We start from the raw sequence: 20,724 nt of genomic DNA, 5'->3' as shown, positions 1-20,724 counted from the left end.
GGGGCTGAGGCATCATGGCGAAGGTTGCACCGGAAGGGCTGATCACCGCGCTCGACATCGGGTCGTCCAAGGTATCGGCGATGATCGCGCAAAAGGGCGACGGCGGCGAGCTGATCGTGCTCGGCACCGGCCAGCGCGAGAGCCGCGGCGTCAAGCGCGGCTATATCGCCGACATGGGCGCGACCGAGGCGGCGGTGCGCGAGGCGGTGGAGCAGGCGGAGCGGATCGCCGGCATCAACATCGAGAACGTCTGGGTCGGCTTTTCCGCCGGCGGGCTGGTCAGCGACGTCGCCGAGGTCGAGTTCGAGCTGGGCGGCCACCGTGTCGAACAGCAGGACATCGACGCGCTGCTCGCCGCCGGGCGCAATTCGATCGATCCGCAGGGGCGGATGGTGCTGCACGCCCAGCCGGCGCTCTACACGCTCGACGGGTTGACCGGGGTCAAGAAGCCGCTCGGCCTCCATGCCGACCGGCTCGGTGTCCACATCCATGTTGTCGCTGCCGACGGGTCGCCGGTGCGCAACCTCGACTTGTGCGTCCGCTCGGCGCATCTCGAGGTCAAGTCGATCATCGCCGCGCCGGTCGCGACGGGCCTCGCCTGCTTGAGCGAGGAGGAGCGCGAGCTCGGCGTTGCGCTGGTCGAGATGGGGGCGGGGATCACTAACGTCTCGCTATTCGCGGGCGGGATGCTGGTCGGCCTGTGCTCGCTGCCAATGGGCGGGCAGGACATTACCGACGACATCGCCTCCGCCTTCGGCACGCGCCGTGCCCAGGCGGAGCGGATGAAGTGCTTCCACGGCTCGGCCAACGCTTCCCCGCGCGACAATCACGAGATGATCCCGGTGATGCCGATCGCGGCGGAGGACGACGTGCATGGCGGGATGCAGATCACCAAGGCGCAACTGATCGGCATCGTCCGCCAGAGGCTGGAGCATCAGATGGGCGAGATCCGCAAATCGCTGCAGCAGCTGAAATTCGAAGGACCGGTCGGGCGGCAGGTGGTGCTGACCGGCGGTGGCGCCGAGCTGAAGGGCATCGCCGATTATGCGCAGCAGGCGTTGGGGCGCTCGGTCCGCATCGGCCGGCCGCGCGGCTTGACCGCGCTGCCGGAGGCGCATGGCGGTCCGGCGTTCGCGACATTGGCCGGCCTTGCCTTCTACGCTGCGACCGATCCGATCGATCTGCGTGGCGCCGCGCCGCAGCCGCAGACCGTGCACCGCCAGAAGGGGCTTGGCATGGTCCGAAAGCTGATCCAGGCGGCGCGAGCCAATTATTGAAATTGCTTGACGTTTTGTGACGGTTTTCGGTGGAACCATCCCAAGCGTTGAGGCACAAGGGTTAATCAGTGCCCCGGTCAGCGTTTACCGGTAGGGGGCGGAGAGAACAGGCCATGAGCATCGAATTCATCACTCCGGAAGTCGACGAGCTGACGCCGCGTATCGCCGTGATCGGCGTCGGCGGCGCGGGCGGCAATGCGATCGCCAACATGATGCGCGCCGACGTGCAGGGCGTCGACTTCCTCGTCGCCAACACCGATGCGCAGGCGCTGAAGTCGTCGGTGGCGCCACATCGCATCCAGCTCGGCTCCAAGATCACCCAGGGCCTAGGCGCCGGTGCCCGGCCGGAGATCGGTCGTGCCGCGGCAGAAGAGACGATCGACGAACTCGCCAAGCGGCTGGAGGGGGCGCATATGTGCTTCATCGCCGCCGGCATGGGCGGCGGCACCGGCACCGGTGCCGCGCCGGTGATCGCCAAGGCGGCGCGCGACATGGGTATACTGACGGTCGGTGTCGTCACCAAGCCGTTCAGCTTCGAGGGCAATCGTCGCGCCAAGGCCGCCGATGGCGGCATCGAGGAGCTGCAGAAGTACGTCGATACGCTGATCGTCATCCCGAACCAGAACCTGTTCCTGATCGCCAATGCGAACACGACCTTCAAGGAAGCGTTCGAGATGGCGGACGAGGTGCTGCAGCAGGGTGTGCGCGGCATCACCGACCTGATGGTCATGCCCGGCCTGATCAACCTCGACTTCGCCGACGTCCGCTCGGTGATGCAGGAGATGGGCAAGGCGATGATGGGCACCGGCGAGGCGAGCGGCGACAACCGCGCGCTGGAAGCGGCGCAGAAGGCGATCGCCAACCCGCTGCTCGACGGCGTCAGCATGCAGGGCGCCAAGGGCGTCATCATCTCGATAACCGGCGGCGACGACATGCGCCTGCTCGAGGTCGACGAGGCGGCGAACCACATCCGCGACCTGGTCGATCCCGATGCCAACATCATCTGGGGCTCGGCGTTCAATCCTGATCTCGAAGGCAAGATCCGCGTTTCGGTGGTCGCCACCGGCATCGACTCCGACGCCAAGCCCGCCGCCGTCGCCGCGCAGGCCGAGCCGACCAAGTCGTTCAGCTTCGGCATGGGCCGCAAGAGCGACGAGTCGACCTCCTTCCGTCCGAGCACGGCCGCGCCGGCCCAGTCGGCTCCGGCTCTGGCTCCGGCGGCCGCACCTGCCGCGCCGTCGCCCAGCGTGTCGTTCGCGCCGCAGCAGCCGGCCGAGCCCGAGCCGCTCGACCTGACGCCGGACGCGGCGGTCGCGCCGATGTCGCAGGCCGATGCGGCGGATGACGAACTGGTGCTCGGCACCGAGACGATCGTGCCGCAACCGGCACCGCGTGCCTATGGCGATGATCCCTATCCGGCGGCCCCGGCACGCGGCTCGGCCGCTCCCGCTGCGGCGCCGACCGACGACGGCAGCCGCCGCCGCTGGATCGCGCCGGGCAGCGAGGCCAGCCCCGAGGCCGCGCCGCAGCCGCGCGTCAAGCTGGGCGGCACGCTGTTCGAGCGCATGTCCAACGCCGCCCGCGGCGCACAGCGTGAGGACACGGGCGAGGACAAGGAACCGCTCGACATTCCGCGCTTCCTGCATCGTCAGAACAATCAGTAACTGTCGATCGGGCCGCGGCGCAGGTCGCGGCCCCTCGTCCGGCTCCATCGGCCCCGGCGGATGACCGGGGCTTTTTGTTGTCCGCGCGCCCGATCCTGCCGACACGATCCCGCGACAACGACCCTCTCACCGTCTTCGTCGCCGCGCAGTCTCGTTCTGGCGCACGGTCCTGTTGCAGGACATTGCCGGTTCAGTTCCGCTCGGCTCTAGTCAGTGGCAATCCCATGCGTGTCTTTCTTCCCGCTTTCGTCGCCCTGGCGTCCGCGCCGGCCGTGCTGCCTGCGCAGCAGATGGTGCAGGCGCTGCCCGGCACCACCGATGCCGATCGGCTCGCCGAACAGATGCGCGCGCTCGCCAGCAATCCCCGCGACGTCAACGCGCTGATCGCGGCGGGCGAATTGTCGCTCGGCCTCGACGATCTGAGCGGCGCCGCCTCGCTGTTCGCGCGGGCGGAGCAGGTCGCGCCGGGCAATCCGCGGATCAAGGCGGGCGAGGGGTCGATCCTGGTCCGCTCCGAACGGCCGGGCGAGGCGCTGCGCTATTTCGCGCAGGCCGAGGCCGCCGGGCTGGACCCGCGCAATTATGCCGCCGACCGCGGCCTCGCTTACGATCTGATCGGGCAGCAGGAGCGGGCCCAGCGTGATTACCGGCTGGCGTTGAAGACCGCGCCGTCGGACGAGACGTTGAAGCGCTATGCCCTGTCGCTGGGTATTTCCGGCAAGCGCGATGCGGCGCTGGAGCAATTGGATCCCTTGTTGCGCAAACAGGACCGCAGCGCCTGGCGCGTCCGTGCCTTCGTCCTCGCGATGGGCGGCGATCAGTCGGGGGCGGCGAAGATCGCATCGACGATGCTGCCGGGTGGCATGGCGCAGGGTCTGCAGCCGTTTTTCGAACGGCTGCCGACGCTGCCCGCCGCCGACCGCGCCTTTGCGGTTCATTTTGGCGAGGTGCGGACGACGCCGGAACGGATCGCCGATGCGCGGCTGGCGCCCGCCTTGCCGTATCTGGCGCCCGAGGCCGCACCGGTGGCGCTGGCGGCGGTGCAGCCTGCCGCACCGTCCTCACGCGCTGCGAGCCGCAACGAGCGTCGCCGCCGCGGGCGGGATCGGGAACAACCCGGCCGCGTGGCCCTTGCCTCCAATTCGCCGACGCCCGCCACCACCCCATCTTATGCGGAGGTGACGCGAGCCCTGACTCAGGTCCAGCCAGTGCCGGCGAGCGGCGGCTCGATCACGCGCGCTGCGACCATGGCGCCGGTGGCGCCGGTTGCGGTGGCGGCACAGCCGACCGTTCAGCCATTGCCGCCGACCCGGACACCGGTTCCAACTACGACGCCTTCCGCGCCGGTCACGCGGGCGCCGGTCGAGGTCGTCACCATCGCGCCGGCGCCGCGCCCGACAACGGTCGTGGCCAGTCCGCCGCCGCCGGTGGCGCTGGCGACCGCCACGCCGAGCCAGCCGGTGGTCGCGCGGAGCATGCCGGCGCCCGGCTTCACCACCGCCACGAGCGCCGCTCTGCCGACGGCGGGCGTGCCGACGAGCACGTCCACACCGGCCGTCGAATACGCCTCGGGGTCGTCGCCGGTGCCTGCGCCCGTCTCCCCCGTTGCATCGCCAGTCGTGACGACGACGCCCGCTCGAACCGCCTTCGTCGCTCCGGCCCCGACGCGGCGGCGCGAGCAGGCCGATTCCGTCCTGGCGCGGATCGTCGCCGGTCTGTCGATTCCCGGCAGCGAACTGGGCGTCGCCGAACCGCCACGTCCTGCTCCATTGGTCGCGGCACCGGTCGCCGCGGTGGCGTCGTCGTCCGCTGCTGTCGCCACACCGTCGCCCGAACGCGTCCTCGCCGAGGCGAAAGCCAAGGAGCAGCGCGACGCGGAGGCGGAGAAGGCGCTCGCCGCCAAGGCGGCGGCCGACAAGCGCGCCGCGGACCGCAAGGCCGCGGCCGAGAAGAAGGCGCTCGCCGCCAAGAAGGCCGCCGAGGCGGAGAAGCTCGCCGAAGCCAAGGCCGCGGCCGAGGAAAAGAAGAAGGCGCGTGCCAATCCATCGCGCATCTGGGTGCAGGTCGCGGGCGGCGCCAATGAGGACGATCTGCCCAAGGCCTGGGCGGCGGCCAAGGCCAAGGCGCCGATCCTTGCCGGCAAGAGCGGTTGGAAGACGCCGCTACGCGCAACCAATCGCGTGCTGACCGGGCCGTTCAAGACCGATGCGGAGGCGCGGGCCTTCGTCAATCAGCTGACCAAACAGGGGGTCGGTGCCTTTGCCTTCACCAGCGATGCGGGACAGGTGGTGGAGAAGCTGTCGAGCAAGTAAAGGCGGCGCATGACGTTTCATGCGCCCTGGGCCTCCGACCCCGCCGCCAGCCGCGGTCGCCTTCATCCCGAGGGGGAGGGGACGCGCGGCCCGCGCGACGATTTCCAGCGCGATCGCGACCGGATCATCCATTCGATCAGCTTCCGCCGCCTGCGCCACAAGACGCAGGTGTTCATGGCGCCGGACGGCGACCATTTCCGCGTGCGCCTGACCCACAGTCTCGAGGTCGCGCAGATCGGCCGCACGATCGCCCGCGTGCTCGGCCTCAACGAGGATCTGACCGAGGCGCTGTGCCTGGCGCACGACATCGGCCATCCGCCCTTCGGCCATGCCGGCGAGGATGCGTTGAAGGCGGCGCTCGCCGGCGCCGGCGGCTTCGACCACAACGGCCACACGCTGCGCACGCTGACCGAGATCGAGCGGCCCTATCCGACCTGGCACGGGCTTAATCTGACCTGGGAGACGCTGGAGGGGCTGGCCAAGCATAACGGCCCGGTACGCCATCCCGGTTGGGCCCTGACCGAGGCGGATGCGCAATTTCCGCTCGACCTTGCCAGCCACGCCAGCCTGGAGGCGCAGGTGGCGGCGATCGCCGACGACATCGCCTATGACAATCACGATATCGACGATGGCTTGCGGGCGGGGCTGCTGACGCTGGACCAGCTGCTGGCCGTGCCGATGGTCGCGGCCGGCTGGCAGGCGACGCAGGCGCGCTTTCCCGACGTGCCCGCCAAGCGGTTGGCGCGCGAACTGGTGCGCAGCCAAATCGGTGTGATGGTCAACGACCTGATCGAGGAAACGCGACGCCGGATCGCCGCATCCGGCGTGCAGACCGTCGACGAGGTTCGCGCGACCGGCTACGCGCTATGCGGCTTCTCGCCGGCAATGCGCGAGGCGGAGCGCGACCTGAAGCGCTTCATGTACGCCAACCTCTATCACCACCCGCGCCAGCTGGAGGCGGCGGAGGCGGCGCATGGCATCGTTGCCGGCCTGTTCGCCGTCTATCAGGCCGACCCGCGGACGATGGGCGAGGAATGGGCGGAGACGGCGCCGACGGAGGAGCCGGCGCGCAGCCGCCACATCGCGGATTTCATCGCGGGGATGACCGACCGGTTCGCCATCGCGCGGTATCGGGAGCTGATTGGCGAGGTGGCGCTGCCCGAAGGCTTTTGAACCGGCGGGATCGTGCCGGACGCTGCTGATATGGCGGGTCCGCTCCGGAGGCCGTCGGGTGTTTCTGTTGCATATGATATGAGAAGGGCCGCCCGTGATGCCGACGGCCCTGACGCATGCCGGTGCGGCGTTGCGGCTTAGCGCGCGGCGGTCTGGATACCCGTCGCTTCGCGGGCAGCGCCCACCGCCTGAGCGGCGCGGAACGAAACCGGATAGCCACCGGCAAAGCCGCTGACCCGGTCGCCGCGGACGACGAGTCGGAAGGGCGTGCCCGACGGATAGCGGCGGCCAGAGATCACCTGGTGATCGCCGCTGACCTGGCTCGAGTAGATGTAGGTATAGCCTTCGTGCGTGAAGCTCTGGCGCGGTGCGCGGGCTTCGACGGTGGCGGTGGCAGTGACGGCTACCGTGACGGCGGCCAGAATCGAAATGGTCTTGCGCATGATCGTCTCCCGCTTGGATGCGAGCCGGATCAGGTCCTTCCCCGAACTTTCGTCCGGAGCGGATATTGCGGTGCAGCACAGCACGCAACTGCAACTCCGATCGTCGTGCATGCAGATCGCGCAATCGTGTGTTCAGGTCGACAATGGCATAAATCTGCGACATGTGCCGCTTAGCAGAGACGAATCTTCCGGGAGTGGAGGAGCGTTTTGATGTCCGATGCAGCGATCGCGTTGAACCGGTTCGGGCTGGGTGCTCGGGCGCAGGATGAGCCGCCGGCCGATCCGCGACGCTGGCTGACCGAGCAGATCGAGCGATACCAGCCGCGTCCGCCGGCGCTGACGTCGGTGCCGACGAGCGCCGCCGTGTCGGTCGACATCCAGGACTATCGGGCCGAACAGCGCGCGATGCGGATGGTGCAGGGGCCGGCGGTGAAACCGGCCGCCACGCCCGCCGCTGCCGCTGCCATGGCCGCACCGGCCGTGCCGGCGGCGATGACGACGCCGGCAGCCACCATGCCGGGGGCGACGGCGATCAAACCGGCGATGCAGGAGGCGCGGCAGGCGGCGCGGCGGCTCGCCCGTGACGATTATTCGACGCTGATCGCGGCGCGGGCGGCGGCGGCGGTGACGAGCGACACGCCGTTCGCCGAACGGTTGGTGCATTTCTGGTCCAACCATTTCGCGGTGTCGGCCGACAAGCTGGAACTGCTCGGCCTGTCGGGCACGCTGGAGATGGAGGCGATCCGCCCGCAACTGATCGGGCGCTTCTCCGACATGCTGTTCGCGGTGGAGCGGCATCCGGCGATGCTGCTCTATCTCGACCAGTCGGTGTCGGTCGGGCCGGACAGTCCGCTCGGCGCGCGCATCGCGGCGCGGGGCAATCGCAAGGTCGGCCTCAACGAGAATCTCGCCCGCGAGATCATGGAGCTGCACACATTGGGCGTGCGCACCGGCTATACCCAGGCCGACGTCACCGAATTCGCGCGGGCGATGACCGGCTGGACGGTGGGCGGCATCGGCGGGGGTGCCGGCGGGCGTTTCTCCGACGGCTGGACGCCCGGCAGCTTCGTCTTCGTCGATCGGGTCCATCAGCCCGGCACCCGCACCATCCTCGGGAAGATTTATCCCGAGGGCGGGCAGGAACAGGCACAGGCGGTGCTGATGGATCTGGCGGGCCATCCCGCCACCGCGCGCCATATCGCCACCAAGCTGACCCGGCATTTCGCCGGCGACGTGCCGCCGCCGGCGATGGTCGCGCGGCTGGAGGCCGCCTTCCTGCGGTCGGGCGGCGATTTGCCGACCGTCTACCGCGCGATCATCGCGTCGCCGGAAGCCTGGGCGCCGGCGCCGGCCAAGTTCAAGACGCCATGGGAATGGTCGGTCTCGATCGGCCGGGCCTTGGGGCCCGCCGCGCTGCCGCCGCTCTCAGTCGAGGGATTGATGAACCAGCTCGGCCAGCCCGTCTGGAAGCCGGGCCAGCCGATCGGCTATGACGACACCGCGCCGAGCTGGGCCGGGCCGGACGCGGTAATGCGCCGGGTCGAGGCGGCGCAGCGCTTCGCCGCCCGCGTGCCCGCCGCCGTCGACGCGCGCGCGCTGGCGGCGCAACTGTTCCCCGCGGCGCTGTCTCCGGCGACCGCCCAGGCGCTGCAACGCGCCGAGAGCCCGGCACAGGCGCTCGCCCTGCTGCTCGTCTCGCCCGAAATGATGCGGAGGTGACCACCGTGGACCGTCGTACCTTCTTGCGCGGCGCCGGCACGATCGGCGTGCTCGGCGGCTTCGCGCCCCGTCTCGCCTTCGCCAAGGCGGCGACCGCCAAGCGGTTCGTCTTCATCATCCAGCGCGGCGCCGCCGACGGCATGGGCATCGTCGGACCCGTCGGCGACCCCGCCTTCGTCAGCGCGCGTGGCGATCTGGCGGCGGACGTCGCCGCCGGCACCAAGCTCGACGCGATGTTCGCGCTGCATCCGGCGCTCGCCACCACTGCCGGCCTGTACAAACAGGGGCAGGCGCTGTTCGCCCATGCCATTGCTTCGCCCTATCGCGACCGCTCGCATTTCGACGGCCAGAACGTGCTCGAGACGGGCGGCACAAGCGCCTATCAGCTGCGGGACGGCTGGATGAATCGGCTGCTCGGCATCGTGCCGCAGGAGGACGCGCATGCGATCGCGATCGCGGCGACGGTGCCGATGGCCTTGCGCGGCAAGCGCGAAGTGGCGAGCTACGCTCCGTCCGCGCTGCCCCACGCCTCGGACGACCTGCTCGCGCGGGTGACGCAGCTGTACCAGGGCGATGCGCAGCTCCACGCATTGTGGGACGAGGCGCTGTCGACGCGCCAGTTGACCGGTGACCTGACCGACAAGGATGCGCGCAACACCGGCGCGCTGGCGGCGCGACTGCTGGTGCCGGCGAATGGCGCACGCATCGCGACGATCGAGACCGGTGGCTGGGACACGCACGCCGGTCAGCGCGGGCGGCTGACCCAGCAGCTCAAGGCGCTCGACGCGATGGTCGGTGCGTTGAAGACGGGGCTGGGTCCGGTGTGGGACGATACATTGGTCCTGGTCGCCACCGAATTCGGCCGGACGGTGGCGGTCAACGGCACTGGCGGCACCGACCACGGCACCGGAACCGCGGCGATGCTGCTCGGCGGCGCGGTCAAGGGCGGACGGGTGCTCGCCGACTGGCCCGGGCTGGCGGCGGCGAACCTGTACGAGAACCGCGACCTCAAGCCGACCGCGCAGCTCGACGCCTTCATCGCGGGCGCGGTGGCAGATCACTTCGCAGTCGATCCCGCCCGCGCCATGCCGGCGCTATTTCCGGCGAGCCAGAAGACCGCGGCGGTGGAGGGGCTGCTGCGCGTCTAACGCCTCTCCGCTCGCGGGGAGGTGGGGAGGGACATCCCCAGACACTGCGTTGCGTGGACGTCCCGCACCGTCAGCGCAGGCGCGCTTGTCCTCCCCGTGCCGGGGAGGACAAGCGCGCCTTGCGACAATCCGGCCACGCCCGTACATCGCGGCGCATCATGACGCTCTATACCCGTTTCGCCGGCCATGTCGCCGCCGCCCTCGACACGCTGATCGCCGCCGGCACGCTGCCGGAAGGGCTCGACCGCCGCAACGTCACGGTCGAGCCGCCACGCGATCCGAGCCACGGCGACCTCGCCACCAATGCGGCGATGGTGCTGGCCAAGCCGGCCGGCACCAATCCGCGGCTGTTGGCGGAAGCCCTGGTGGACGAACTCGGCAAGCTGCCCGAGGTGGCGGCGGCGAGCGTCGCGGGGCCGGGCTTCATCAACCTGACGCTGACGGACGCCGCCTGGCGCGACGAGCTGGCGGCGATCCCCGCGGCCGGCGCCGATTACGGCCGTTCGACGATGGGGCAGGGCGTGCGCGTCAACATCGAATATGTCTCGGCCAATCCGACCGGCCCGATGCACATGGGCCATTGCCGCGGCGCCGTCGTCGGTGACGCGCTCGCCGCGCTGCTGGAATTCGCCGGCCATGACGTGATCCGCGAATATTACGTCAACGACGCGGGCGGCCAGGTCGACGTGCTCGCCCGCTCCGCCCATCTCCGCTACCGCGAGGCGCTGGGCGAGGACATCGGCGCGATCCCCGAAGGCCTGTATCCCGGCGACTATCTGGTGCCGGTCGGCCAAGCGCTCGCCGCCGAGTTCGGCGATCGCTACGTCGCCGCGCCGGAAAGTGAATGGCTGGCGCTGTTCCGCAGCCGCGCGGTCGCGGCGATGCTGGTGATGATCAAGGACGATCTCGCGCTGCTCGGCATCCATCACGACGTCTTCTCCTCGGAAGCGGAGCTGCAAGCGGCGGGCAAGCCGGAGGCGGCGGAAGCGTGGCTGCGCGAGCACGACCTCGTCTATGACGGCGTGCTGGAGGCACCCAAGGGCGAGACGCCGGAGGATTGGGAGCCGGTCGAGCTGCCGTTGTTCCGCTCCACCGCCTTTGGCGACGATCAGGATCGCCCGATCAAGAAGTCGAACGGCAGCTGGACCTATTTCGGTGCCGATCTCGCCTATCATTTCCAGAAGAGCCAGAATGCCGACCAGCTGATCGACATCTGGGGTGCGGATCACGCAGGCACAGTCAAGCGGATCGTCGCCGCCGTCGCCGCGCTGACCGGCGGCAAGACCCGCTTCGACGTCAAGCTGGTGCAGATGGTGCGGCTGCTGCGCGGCGGCGAGCCGGTGAAGATGTCCAAGCGCGCGGGCAATTTCGTCACGCTGGCTGACGTCGTGCGCGAAGTCGGCAAGGACGTCGTCCGCTTCACCATGCTGACCCGGCGGGCCGACGCGCAGATGGACTTCGACTTCGCCAAGGTGGTGGAGGCGTCGAAGGACAATCCCGTTTTCTACGTTCAATACGCCCATGCGCGTATCGCCTCGCTGCACCGCCGCGCGGCGGAGGCGGGGATCGCTGCCGGAGCGGCCGACTTGTCCCGGCTTGATACGGAGGAACTGGCGCTGATGAAGCTGGCAGCGCAGTTCCCGCGCGTTGTCGAAACCGCCGCCGTGGCTCGCGAGCCACACAGAATCGCATTCTATCTGTATGACTTAGCGGCAGCTTTTCACGCCGCATGGAACGTCGGCAACGATCGCCCCGACCGCCGCTTCCTGATGCCCGACGATCATGAGGCGACGCGTGCGCGTCTCTTCTTGGCGGACGGCATCGCACAGATTATTCGTAACGGGCTCGCCATCATGGGCGTGGTGGCGGTTTCGGAGATGAAGTGATGGCCGACGAGATGGATCTGCGACAGGACGATCGCCTGCCGTGGCTCGAGACCGTCGAGCCCGAGGAGGAGCGGACGGCGCCCGTCGGCAAGGTGATCGCGCTGGTCGTGGTCGGCCTCGCCATTCTCGCGGCGATCGTCTTCGGCATCTACAAACTGCAGACCCGTCACGGTGGCGGCAACGGCGAGCTGATCGAGGCGCAGGAAGGTGATTACAAGGTCCGTCCGGACGATCCCGGCGGCCTGAAGGTGAAGGGCGAGGGCGACGCCGCGGTCGCGACCAGCGCCGGCAAGGCGGGCAATGCCGCGATCGATCTCAACGCCGTGCCGGAAAAGCCGGTCGATGGGCGCCGCGTCGCGCCGACCGCCGGCAAGGCGCAGGGCGACGGCGGCCGCAACGCGGTGGCGCAGGTGCCGGCCTCGGGCGGCAAGCTGGTGGCGACGCCACCGGTGACCGCCCAGCGGCCGACCGGCCCCGGTTCGGCGAGCGGCGGATCGCTCGTCCAGCTCGGCGCCTATCCTTCGGAAGCCTCGGCAAATGCGGCGTGGACGGGCTTCTCCAAGCGCTTCTCCTACCTCGCGCCGCTGGGCAAAGCGGTGCAGCCGGTCGCGACGGGCGGACGCACGCTCTATCGCTTGCGCGTCAACGCCGGCAGCGCCAATCAGGCCGCGGATATTTGCGGACGCCTGCGCGTCGCCGGCGAAAGTTGCTTCATCGCCAGCTGACCGGTGCGGCGATATGCGGCGCCAGTTGATGCCTTTCTTCTTCCGCAACGGCGGGGGAGGAAATTCATGTCTTCACGCGACCGGCTTCTATTGATCGCTCCGGCCTGCTAATTCCCGCATGATAAATCAGGAGGGCAGGATGCGGACTCGGCGAGTGGCGTGGCTGGCGGTAGCGGCGATTGCACTGACCGGGGCGCAAGACCGTCCGGCGCCGCCACAGGCTGGCAGCGATACGGTCATCACCGGCAAGCGCGACGAACCCGGCATCGACCTGTCCGGCCCCGTCCCCAGATTGCATGGCGGCCTCTGGGTCTTTGATCGAACGGGAACGATGGTGAGCGGGCATCCGATCAACGCCCCGCGCCAGCGCTTCCCGGGTGCCGGCGGTGGCGAGGGAAGACCGTTCTCCTTCCGCACCTGTCTCGAGGACGACGATCTGGCCGGCGCCTTGCGACGCATGGCCGGCGAACATTCGAGCCTGCCCGATCCCCAGCATTGTGGCCGCCTGCAAATGACCGTCAACAAGGGGCGCGTGAGCGGACGCCGCATGTGCGAACTGACCAGCTTCGAGATCGGTCAATCGCATTCGCGGCTGTCGATCGACGTCAGCGGCACCTATGACGCCCAGCGTCTTCGCTTGACCATGACCGGTAACGAGGGGACCGACGGCTTTGCGGAGGGTTATCGTTCCGTGCCGCGTCCGGCGACCTGGCGCTGGCGGGTGACCGCCTCGCGGGCGGGCGCCTGCCCGGACGATCGTCGCGCGCTGCGCGGCGCCGACGAAACCGTCGACTTGATTTTCCTGCCAGGCGTCGATGGATCGGGCATCTAGCCGGGGCGGCGGTAGCGCGCATCGCCGCCGCGCGCTACACCGCCGCGCATGAAGCCCGTCATCTTCGGCCTGTCCGGCCCGGCGCTCACCCCCGACGAGCGCGCCTTCTTCGCCGACGTCGAGCCCGCCGGCTACATCCTCTTCCGCCGCAACGTGGTGGACCGGGCGCAGCTGCGCGCCCTGACCGACTCCCTGCGCGACCTGGCCGGGCGCGACGATCTGGCGATTCTGATCGATCAGGAGGGTGGCCGCGTCGCCCGCATGGGGCCGCCCGCATGGCCCGCCTTTCCCGCCGGTCCCGCCTTCGCCAAGCTGTACGAGGCCGCGCCGATGTCGGCGATCCAGGCGATGCGCGCCAATGCCCAGGCGTTGGGGCTGATGCTGAGCGAGGTCGGCATCACCGTGGATTGCGCGCCACTGCTCGACGTCGCGCAGCCCGATACGACCGAGGCGGTGGCGTCGCGGGCCTATGGCGCCGATCCGATGCAGGTCGCCGCGCTCGGTCGCGCGATGCTGGAAGGGCTGGCAGCGGGTGGCGTCGTCGGCGTCGTCAAGCATATGCCCGGTCATGGCCGCGCGATCGTCGACAGCCATTACGATCTGCCGACGGTGACCGCGCCGGCGGAGGCGCTCGCCGTCGACATTGAGCCGTTCCGCACGCTGCGTCATGCGATGATGGGCATGACCTCGCATATCGTCTTCCAGGCCTGGGATGCGGAGCGTCCGGCGACCTTGTCGCCCGTCGTCATCGATCGGGTGATCCGCGGCGAGATCGGCTTCGACGGGCTGTTGATGACCGACGACATCGACATGAAGGCGCTGTCCGGCACCGCCGGCGACAAGGCGGCGAGCGCGATCGCGGCCGGTTGCGATCTCGTGCTCGATTGCTGGGCGCGGATGGACGAGATGATCGACATCGCCGGCCGGCTCGAACCGATCGCGGCGCACAGCCGCGCCCGCCTCGACCGGGCGATGGCGAGCCGCCGCGCGCCGGACGGCGACTTCGACGAAGTGATCGCGCGCCGCGACGCCTTTTTCGCCCTGGCGTGATGCCGGGCGGGCTCGTGTCGCCGTGCCGCCGCCAGGGGCAGAGATCGCGCTGATGGCGGAGCCGGAGCAGCTGACGCTCGACCTCGACGGCTGGGAGGGGCCGTTGGACCTGCTGCTGTCGCTGGCGCGGGCGCAGAAGGTCGACCTGCGCGCGATCTCGATATTGGCGCTGGTTGAGCAGTATCTGCGCTTCGTCGAGCGCGCCAAGGTGCTGCGGCTGGAGCTGGCGGCCGACTATCTCGTGATGGCGGCGTGGCTGGCCTATCTCAAGTCGGCGCTGCTGCTGCCGCGCGACCCGTCGGCGGAGGAGGAGGATCCCGAAATCCTCGCGTTGCGCCTGCAGCATCGACTGGAGCGACTGCAGGCGATGCGTGAGGCCGGCGCGCGGCTGATGGCGCGCGACCGATTGGGCCGCGACGTCTTTGCGCGCGGCGCGCCGGAGGGGATCCGTACCGTCCGTCACGCCCGCTGGCAGGCGGAATTGTACGACGTCATCGCGGCTTACGGGCGGATCAGTGCGCGCAACCGGCCGGTGATGCATGTCGTCGCCGATCGCGAGGTGATGACGCTGGAGGCGGCGCTGGCGCGCATCGGTGCGCTCCTCGGCACACGGCTCGACTGGTCGACGCTGGAAAGCTTCCTGCCCGACGGCAGCGAGCGGCTGCGCAAGTCGGCGCTCGCCTCGTCCTTCCTCGCCGCGCTCGAACTCGCCAAACAGGGCAGGGTGATGCTGCGCCAGCAGGCGCCCTTCGCGCCGCTCTTCCTCAAGGCCGCCGAAACGTGACCCCGCCGGACGATATTGTACGCGCGGTCGAGGCGCTGCTGTTCGCCGCGGCCGAGCCGCTGTCGCTCGATTCGATCCGTGCCTATGTCGGCGGCGACGTCCGTGCGGCGCTGGCCCAGTTGGAGGCGGATTATGCCGGGCGGGGCGTCACGTTGGTGCAGCGGGGCGGGCGCTGGCATTTCCAGACCGCGCCCGATCTGGCGCATCTGCTCCGCCGCGATCGCGACGAGCCGCGCCGCCTGTCGCGCGCCGGCGTCGAGACGCTGGCGATCATCGCCTATCACGAGCCGGTCACCCGCGCCGAGATCGAGGCGATCCGCGGCGTGCAGATCTCCAAGGGAACGCTGGACGTGCTGATGGAGGCGGGCTGGGTGCGACCGTCGGGGCGGCGCGAGGTGCCCGGCCGGCCGCTGATGTATGCGACGACGCCGGCGTTTCTGGCGCATTTCGGGCTCGCCAGTCGTCGCGAACTGCCTGGGCTCGAGGATCTGCGCGCGGCGGGGCTGCTCGACCCCGTCGACCTGACGCAGGACGACACCGCTTTGGCGGTGGAAAAGGACGCCGACACCGACTAGATGCAGAACAAGTTTCAGGAGACATGCCATGGGCAGCTTCAGCCCGATCCATCTGCTCGTCCTCGCCGTCGTCGCCATTCTGCTGCTCGGCGGCGGGCGATTCTCCAATCTGATGGGCGACGTCGCCAAGGGCGTGAAGAACTTCAAGAAGGGCATGGCCGAAGAGGACGAGACGCCGAGCAAGCCGGCGCCGCGCATCGAAGCGAAGAAGTCGGCCGAGCCCGCCTTCGACCGCGACGGCGAGCGCGTCCGCGACGACCGTTGATCGCCGTCGCCGCCAGCCGCCGCTGACACGTCCATGCTGGACATCGCACCGTCCGAATTCCTGCTCGTCGCCTTCGTCGCGCTGGTGGTGATCGGCCCGAAGGACCTGCCCAAAGCGATGCGCATCGTCGGCTATTGGGTCGGCAAGGCGCGCGGCGTCGCGCGCCAGTTCCGCCAGGGCTTCGACAATATGGTCCGCGAGGCGGAGCTGGAGGAAATGGAAAAGCGCTGGGCGGCCGAGAATGCGCGCATCATGGCGGAACATCCGGCCGAGCCGCCCGCAACGACCGAACATGACGCTGGAGAGGCCGCGCATGGGGAGGATCATGCGCCGGCTACGGTGGCACAACCCGTGCTGATCGACGCGCCGAAGGTCGAGCCGGCACCGGCCGATCATCCCGCGCCCCCGCGCGAGGGGGCAAATTCGTGAGTGACGACGCCGTCATCGACGAAATCGACGCCAGCCGCGCGCCGTTGCTCGACCATCTTGTCGAGCTGCGTCGCCGGCTGCTCTATTGCATTGCCGCGGTCGCGGTCTGCTTCGGCGTCGCGATGTATTTCGCCAGCACCATCTTCGCCTTCCTGCTCCACCCATTGTACAACGCCGGGCAGAAGGAGGTGATCTTCACCACCGTCTACGGCGGCTTCTTCACCGAGGTGAAGCTCGCGTTCTTCACGGCGATGATGCTGAGTTTCCCGGTGATCGCCAATCAGGCGTGGCGGTTCATCGCGCCGGGCCTGTACCGGCAGGAAAAGCGTGCGCTGCTACCCTTTCTGCTCGCAACACCGCTGCTATTCATCGCCGGTGCGGCGCTAGCCTATTACATCGCCGTGCCGATGGCGCTGCACTTCTTGCTCGGCTATTCCGGCATGGTGGGCGGCGTGAAACGTCAGGCCTTGCCCGACATCGCCGAATATCTGTCCTTCATCATGCAGTTCCTGTTCGGCTTCGGCATCGCCTTCCTGCTGCCGGTGCTGCTCATGTTGCTCGAGCGGGCGGGCATCGTCACGCGCAAGCAGCTCGTCTCAGCGCGGCGCTACGCCATCGTCGGGGCTTTCGCGATTGCGGCGGTACTGACTCCGCCCGACGTCGGATCACAGCTGTTGCTCGCGATACCGCTGTGCCTTTTGTACGAGATGGCATTGGTCGGGATTTGGTTCACCGAACGTAAGCGCGCCAAGCTGGCGGCGGCGGAAGAGGCAGCAGCCGAGCAGGCGTGACGCGGCCTCGGTTGCGCGGTCCTATGTTTCCACCAATGAAAAAGCCCTCCGCCCAGGCGGGGGCGAAGGGCTCTCGTTCAGCCGGGTGAGGGGCTTACTTCGACTTGTCGGCGGTCTTGGCGACGGTGTTGCCAGCCGAGCTCACGTCCTTGCCAACGCCTTCGACCGTATTGCATGCGCTGACCATCAGCGCACCAGCGACCACGGCGAGACCCAGAACCTTGCGCATCGAAAACCTCCTGAACGTTTGAAAAGCGGTGCCCCTCCAATGATCGGGGGCCAGGATCGTTCCGGATGCGCAATGCGTCGACCAGCGGGATTGTCCAGTGATACGTTCGGCGCGAGAAACGCCGTCAAAACGTTAAAGGCCCGGAAGCAGCACCGGGGGGGGAGGGTTGCTGCTTCCGGGCCTATGTCGTGGACCGCGAGAGCGGGGGGGCATAAGGTCGCGATCCGAAGGGCATAACACCCCTCCCGCAGGCGAGTTCCGCCGATCCGTCGAAATTCTGAATCTTTTTTCGATCCGTGCGTGTGCGTGCCGTATCGCGGTCAGTCGCGACCCATCACGGGGAAGGCGATCTCATAGGCGCCGGTCATCGGGTCGTGGTGGAGCGGCGTGCGCAGCTGGCGGGACAAGCCCTCCATGACGCGGCCATAGCGGGTGGAGAGCAGATGCGTCAGGGTTTCGCTCTCGACGAACGCTCGCGATACGACGCGGAGCTTCGCGCGCTTTTCCTCGTCCCCCGGCTTGACCGCCACCCGGATTTGCGCGGCGGGGTCGCAGGTCATTGCCAGCTCGATAGTCTCGGTGACTAGGAAGGCGACGGCGACGGCCACGTCCTGATTGACCAGGAACGGGTCGACGTCGAGCGCGATGTGCAGGCTGCCAGCGCCCTCCGGCGCAGTGGCGCGGATGTTGGAGGCGAGTTCGCCGATCACCGACCGCAGGTTGAGACCGCGGTTTTCCTCCATCTCGGCGAAATGGTTGCGATGGACGACGGCCAGCGCGTCGACGCGACGCTGAATCGAGGCATAGGCCGCGGTCGCATCGGCGCTGGGGGCGCCCCGCGCATGGAAGTTGATCAGGCTGGAAATGACCTGGAGGTTGTTCTTGACGCGATGGTGGACCTCGCGCGTCAACTTGGTCTGACGCACCACCGCATCGGCCAGGCCGGCCTCATGCAGCGCGACGGTGCGGCTGATCGCGCGAAACGTGTCCCCGAGTTCGCGAATTTCCTGTGCCGGCAGCGGGCCGAGCTTACCCGGATCGATCACTTCGCCCGGCGTATAGGCCGCGACGCTGGCGCGCAGCAGGCGCAGCGGCCGGATCAGCAGCCGATCGACGACGAACCAGGACAGGCCCGCCGCCGCCGCCCACATCAGCAACGGCAGAAGCAACGCGACGAGGAAAGGCGAAGTGATCGGCGCGCTGCGGATGCTGGTGCGGAGCTGCAGCCCGCCGAGGCCAAGGTCGGTCTGTACCGTCTCCGTGCGTTCCAACGGCCCTTGGCCGGGGATCGACGTCAATTCGAGGCTATGATCCTCATCGATCAGCGCGGTGCCGAGCGGCATCGCGCGGCTGCCGGAGCCCACAAGCCTTGCCAGGAATGCGGTCGGGAACACCACGCGGGCGATCGGGGCGCCGCCGGGGGCGGCGACGGTGACGATCAGGCCGCGGTGATTGAGAATGCGGACATCGACCGGATCGTCGCGATCGTCCGGGATGCGCGTGTCGAGCGGGACGCCGCATAACAAGCGGCCGCTGCGATCGACGATCGAGAAACGCGTGCCGATCGTCGCCTGTTGGGCGAATACGCCCTGAGCGCGCGCGCAACTCGGCGCGTCCGCGGGGTCGCCGCGCAGCGCGGCGACCGCGACCCTCAGCGCGTTGATGTCGCCCGACAGTTCGATCGCTATATTGCGTGCGCTTTCATTGGCAGCGATGCGCAGGCGCGCGCGCACCTCGGAATCCGCCAGGCGGCCGGTCTGCAGCGTCGCGCCGATCGCGATCAGCGCGAGCAGCAACAGCGCGATGGAGAGGGTGATGAACAGCTTCGCCCCGGTCGGCAGCCGCGACAATGCGGAAACCGGTGCCATCGCCGCCCGGCGGGTCGTGGCGGCTGCGTCGATAGAGGAGGCCATGCCCCCTCCGCTTAGGCCAGCTTGTTCAACAGGTCGAGCATTTCGTCGGGAACGTGTTCGTCTACCGTCTTTTGATAGGCGGAGCGGAGCGCCGCGCCCATGTCACGATCCTTGCTCTGGACCTTGGGTGAATTCTGCGAAGACGTGTTCCGGTCCTTGTCGCTCTGTTGCTTGTCGCTGGCCAAGTCCAAAACGTCCCCCTGGTGGCCCGGCACCGCGACCTGGGCAATCCACGCACACATAATAGCGAACGGCACGATCCGTCGCACTCGCCGGCGACATAATCGCTTCCGATCGCCGAGGAAACCAAATCGACGGTCGATGGTTCCACCGACGCGCGAAAATTCCGCAGGTCCACGGGGGCGGCTGGGTTCTTCGACAAACATTGTTGCAAAGCCGCGGGTCCCCCATCACCTATCGGGCCCGCTGGTTCTATCAGGGAGTGAACACGACCCATGTCGCTTGGACAGCAACTCGCACCGCATCTTCCATTTCTGCGGCGCTACGGCCGGGCTCTGACCGGCAGCCAGCACCAGGGCGACAAATATGTCCGTGCCACGCTGGAGGCGATCGTCGCCGCGCCCGACCAATTCCCCCGCGATGTCGATCCGCGTCTGGGCCTGTACCGTATGTTCCAGGGCATCTGGGCCTCGGCCAATGTCGACGGCGCCGAGGAAACGTCGGCCAGCGATGCCGAGGGTACGGAAGCGGTGGCCCGCGCCCGTCTGTCGCGCATGACGCCCTTGTCGCGTCAGGCGCTGCTGCTCACCGCCATGGAAGGCTTCACGCCGGAAGATGCGGCCTATCTGATCGAGGTCGACACCAGCGAGGTCGAGAGCCTGGTCGCCGAGGCGCTGGCCGAGATCGAGAAGCAGACCCGCGCTCGCGTCCTGATCATTGAGGACGAGCCGATCATCGCGATGGACATCGAGACTATCGTCCGCGATCTCGGCCATGAGGTGACCGGTGTCGCCGTCACCCGCGACGAGGCGGTGGCGCTGGCGATGGAGGACCGGCCGGGTCTGGTCCTCGCCGATATCCAGCTCGCCGACGACAGCTCGGGCATCGATGCGGTCAAGGACATCCTGGCCGAGTTCGAGGTGCCGGTGATCTTTATCACCGCCTTCCCGGAGCGGTTGCTCACCGGCGAGCGGCCGGAGCCGACCTTCCTGATCACCAAGCCGTTCCAGCGTTCGACGGTGAAGGCGGCGATCAGCCAAGCGCTGTTCTTCGACGAGGCGACCATCCCCGCCAGCGTCTAACGGCACGCGAAAGTTACGGACCCAAAACGGAACTCGGGGGTTATTGCGACATGGCTGATCCAGATGATGCTATGCATGTGACGACCACCGAGGCCCGTGCCGGGTCGACGCCGGGCGTGACACGATATGTCCTTGGCATATCGCTGGTGCTGATCATCGCGATCTTCGCCTTCCTGATCCTGCGTTGATCGGCGCGCTGCGCGACTTTCGCCACCAACCTTCTGGCATTTGCCAGTTCGGGGCCTTA

20 protein-coding genes are annotated in these 20,724 nt (G+C 68.5%); 16 read left to right on the top strand and 4 right to left on the bottom strand.

Annotated elements, in window-relative coordinates; all coding sequences use genetic code 11:
• The first annotated feature begins 14 nt into the window (after window positions 1–14).
• The 4 genes from ftsA (at window position 15) to ACU5AX_RS13895 (ending at window position 6,426) form a co-directional block, all read left to right on the top strand.
• Window positions 15–1,277, top strand: coding sequence for a cell division protein FtsA (gene ftsA, locus ACU5AX_RS13910; RefSeq protein WP_198354779.1), 1,263 nt, complete (start codon window positions 15–17; stop codon window positions 1,275–1,277).
• A 113-nt stretch (window positions 1,278–1,390) separates the two neighbouring features.
• The gene (gene ftsZ / locus ACU5AX_RS13905) at window positions 1,391–2,941 is read left to right on the top strand and encodes a cell division protein FtsZ (RefSeq protein WP_446691427.1); all 1,551 of its coding nucleotides are present in this window, start codon (window positions 1,391–1,393) and stop codon (window positions 2,939–2,941) included.
• A gap of 224 nt (window positions 2,942–3,165) precedes the next feature.
• A complete protein-coding gene (locus ACU5AX_RS13900; RefSeq protein WP_446691426.1) occupies window positions 3,166–5,253 on the top strand; it encodes a tetratricopeptide repeat protein in 2,088 nt (695 codons plus the stop codon).
• A 9-nt stretch (window positions 5,254–5,262) separates the two neighbouring features.
• A complete protein-coding gene (locus tag ACU5AX_RS13895; RefSeq protein WP_446691425.1) occupies window positions 5,263–6,426 on the top strand; it encodes a deoxyguanosinetriphosphate triphosphohydrolase in 1,164 nt (387 codons plus the stop codon).
• Window positions 6,427–6,563: 137 nt separating this feature from the next.
• Here the strand turns inward: ACU5AX_RS13895 and ACU5AX_RS13890 are convergent, their stop codons facing one another.
• Complete coding sequence (locus ACU5AX_RS13890) at window positions 6,564–6,869, bottom strand: hypothetical protein (RefSeq protein WP_232474233.1); 306 nt, start codon at window positions 6,867–6,869, stop codon at window positions 6,564–6,566.
• A gap of 210 nt (window positions 6,870–7,079) precedes the next feature.
• On the opposite strand from ACU5AX_RS13890, the gene ACU5AX_RS13885 reads away from it, so the two are divergent.
• The 11 genes from ACU5AX_RS13885 (at window position 7,080) to tatC (ending at window position 17,073) form a co-directional block, all read left to right on the top strand.
• Complete coding sequence (locus ACU5AX_RS13885; protein WP_446691424.1) at window positions 7,080–8,588, top strand: DUF1800 domain-containing protein; 1,509 nt, start codon at window positions 7,080–7,082, stop codon at window positions 8,586–8,588.
• A 5-nt stretch (window positions 8,589–8,593) separates the two neighbouring features.
• A complete protein-coding gene (locus tag ACU5AX_RS13880) occupies window positions 8,594–9,736 on the top strand; it encodes a DUF1501 domain-containing protein (RefSeq protein ID WP_198354784.1) in 1,143 nt (380 codons plus the stop codon).
• Between the two features lie 158 nt (window positions 9,737–9,894).
• Window positions 9,895–11,622: an arginine--tRNA ligase gene (argS, locus tag ACU5AX_RS13875; protein WP_446691423.1), complete on the top strand. Its 1,728-nt coding sequence runs from the start codon at window positions 9,895–9,897 to the stop codon at window positions 11,620–11,622.
• On the top strand, window positions 11,622–12,347 hold the full coding sequence (locus tag ACU5AX_RS13870; RefSeq protein ID WP_446691422.1) for an SPOR domain-containing protein: 726 nt from the start codon (window positions 11,622–11,624) through the stop codon (window positions 12,345–12,347). Before argS ends, ACU5AX_RS13870 begins: the two co-directional genes overlap by 1 nt.
• Before the next feature lie 154 nt (window positions 12,348–12,501).
• Window positions 12,502–13,179, top strand: a complete 678-nt coding sequence (locus tag ACU5AX_RS13865; RefSeq protein WP_446691421.1) for a hypothetical protein — start codon at window positions 12,502–12,504, stop codon at window positions 13,177–13,179.
• A 48-nt stretch (window positions 13,180–13,227) separates the two neighbouring features.
• On the top strand, window positions 13,228–14,229 hold the full coding sequence (nagZ, locus tag ACU5AX_RS13860; RefSeq protein ID WP_446691420.1) for a beta-N-acetylhexosaminidase: 1,002 nt from the start codon (window positions 13,228–13,230) through the stop codon (window positions 14,227–14,229).
• A 52-nt stretch (window positions 14,230–14,281) separates the two neighbouring features.
• The gene (locus ACU5AX_RS13855; protein ID WP_446691419.1) at window positions 14,282–15,013 is read left to right on the top strand and encodes a segregation and condensation protein A; all 732 of its coding nucleotides are present in this window, start codon (window positions 14,282–14,284) and stop codon (window positions 15,011–15,013) included.
• The gene (gene scpB / locus ACU5AX_RS13850; RefSeq protein WP_446691418.1) at window positions 15,010–15,588 is read left to right on the top strand and encodes an SMC-Scp complex subunit ScpB; all 579 of its coding nucleotides are present in this window, start codon (window positions 15,010–15,012) and stop codon (window positions 15,586–15,588) included. Before ACU5AX_RS13855 ends, scpB begins: the two co-directional genes overlap by 4 nt.
• 28 nt (window positions 15,589–15,616) lie before the next feature.
• Window positions 15,617–15,853, top strand: a complete 237-nt coding sequence (locus ACU5AX_RS13845; RefSeq protein WP_198354791.1) for a Sec-independent protein translocase subunit TatA — start codon at window positions 15,617–15,619, stop codon at window positions 15,851–15,853.
• 33 nt (window positions 15,854–15,886) lie between these two features.
• On the top strand, window positions 15,887–16,282 hold the full coding sequence (gene tatB, locus ACU5AX_RS13840) for a Sec-independent protein translocase protein TatB (protein ID WP_446691417.1): 396 nt from the start codon (window positions 15,887–15,889) through the stop codon (window positions 16,280–16,282).
• 14 nt (window positions 16,283–16,296) lie between these two features.
• Window positions 16,297–17,073: a twin-arginine translocase subunit TatC gene (gene tatC, locus ACU5AX_RS13835; protein WP_446691625.1), complete on the top strand. Its 777-nt coding sequence runs from the start codon at window positions 16,297–16,299 to the stop codon at window positions 17,071–17,073.
• Between the two features lie 94 nt (window positions 17,074–17,167).
• Here tatC and ACU5AX_RS13830 read toward each other — a convergent pair whose 3' ends face one another.
• The 3 genes from ACU5AX_RS13830 to ACU5AX_RS13820 all read right to left on the bottom strand — a co-directional run bounded on the left by ACU5AX_RS13830 (window position 17,168) and on the right by ACU5AX_RS13820 (window position 19,601).
• Window positions 17,168–17,302 carry an entericidin A/B family lipoprotein gene (locus tag ACU5AX_RS13830; protein ID WP_198354793.1) on the bottom strand — a complete coding sequence of 45 codons (135 nt, stop codon included), beginning with the start codon at window positions 17,300–17,302 and terminating at the stop codon, window positions 17,168–17,170.
• A 320-nt stretch (window positions 17,303–17,622) separates the two neighbouring features.
• Window positions 17,623–19,170 (bottom strand): sensor histidine kinase, encoded by a 1,548-nt coding sequence (locus ACU5AX_RS13825; protein ID WP_446691624.1) that lies wholly within the window; start codon window positions 19,168–19,170, stop codon window positions 17,623–17,625.
• A 56-nt stretch (window positions 19,171–19,226) separates the two neighbouring features.
• Window positions 19,227–19,601 carry a NepR family anti-sigma factor gene (locus ACU5AX_RS13820; protein ID WP_446691416.1) on the bottom strand — a complete coding sequence of 125 codons (375 nt, stop codon included), beginning with the start codon at window positions 19,599–19,601 and terminating at the stop codon, window positions 19,227–19,229.
• A gap of 69 nt (window positions 19,602–19,670) precedes the next feature.
• Between ACU5AX_RS13820 and ACU5AX_RS13815 the strand changes: the two genes are divergently transcribed.
• A complete protein-coding gene (locus ACU5AX_RS13815) occupies window positions 19,671–20,477 on the top strand; it encodes a response regulator (RefSeq protein WP_198354794.1) in 807 nt (268 codons plus the stop codon).
• The last annotated feature ends 247 nt before the right edge of the window (window positions 20,478–20,724 follow it).

It is taken from the genome of Sphingomonas benefaciens, assembly GCF_052907485.1.
This window is presented reverse-complemented; position numbering and strand designations above follow the sequence as displayed.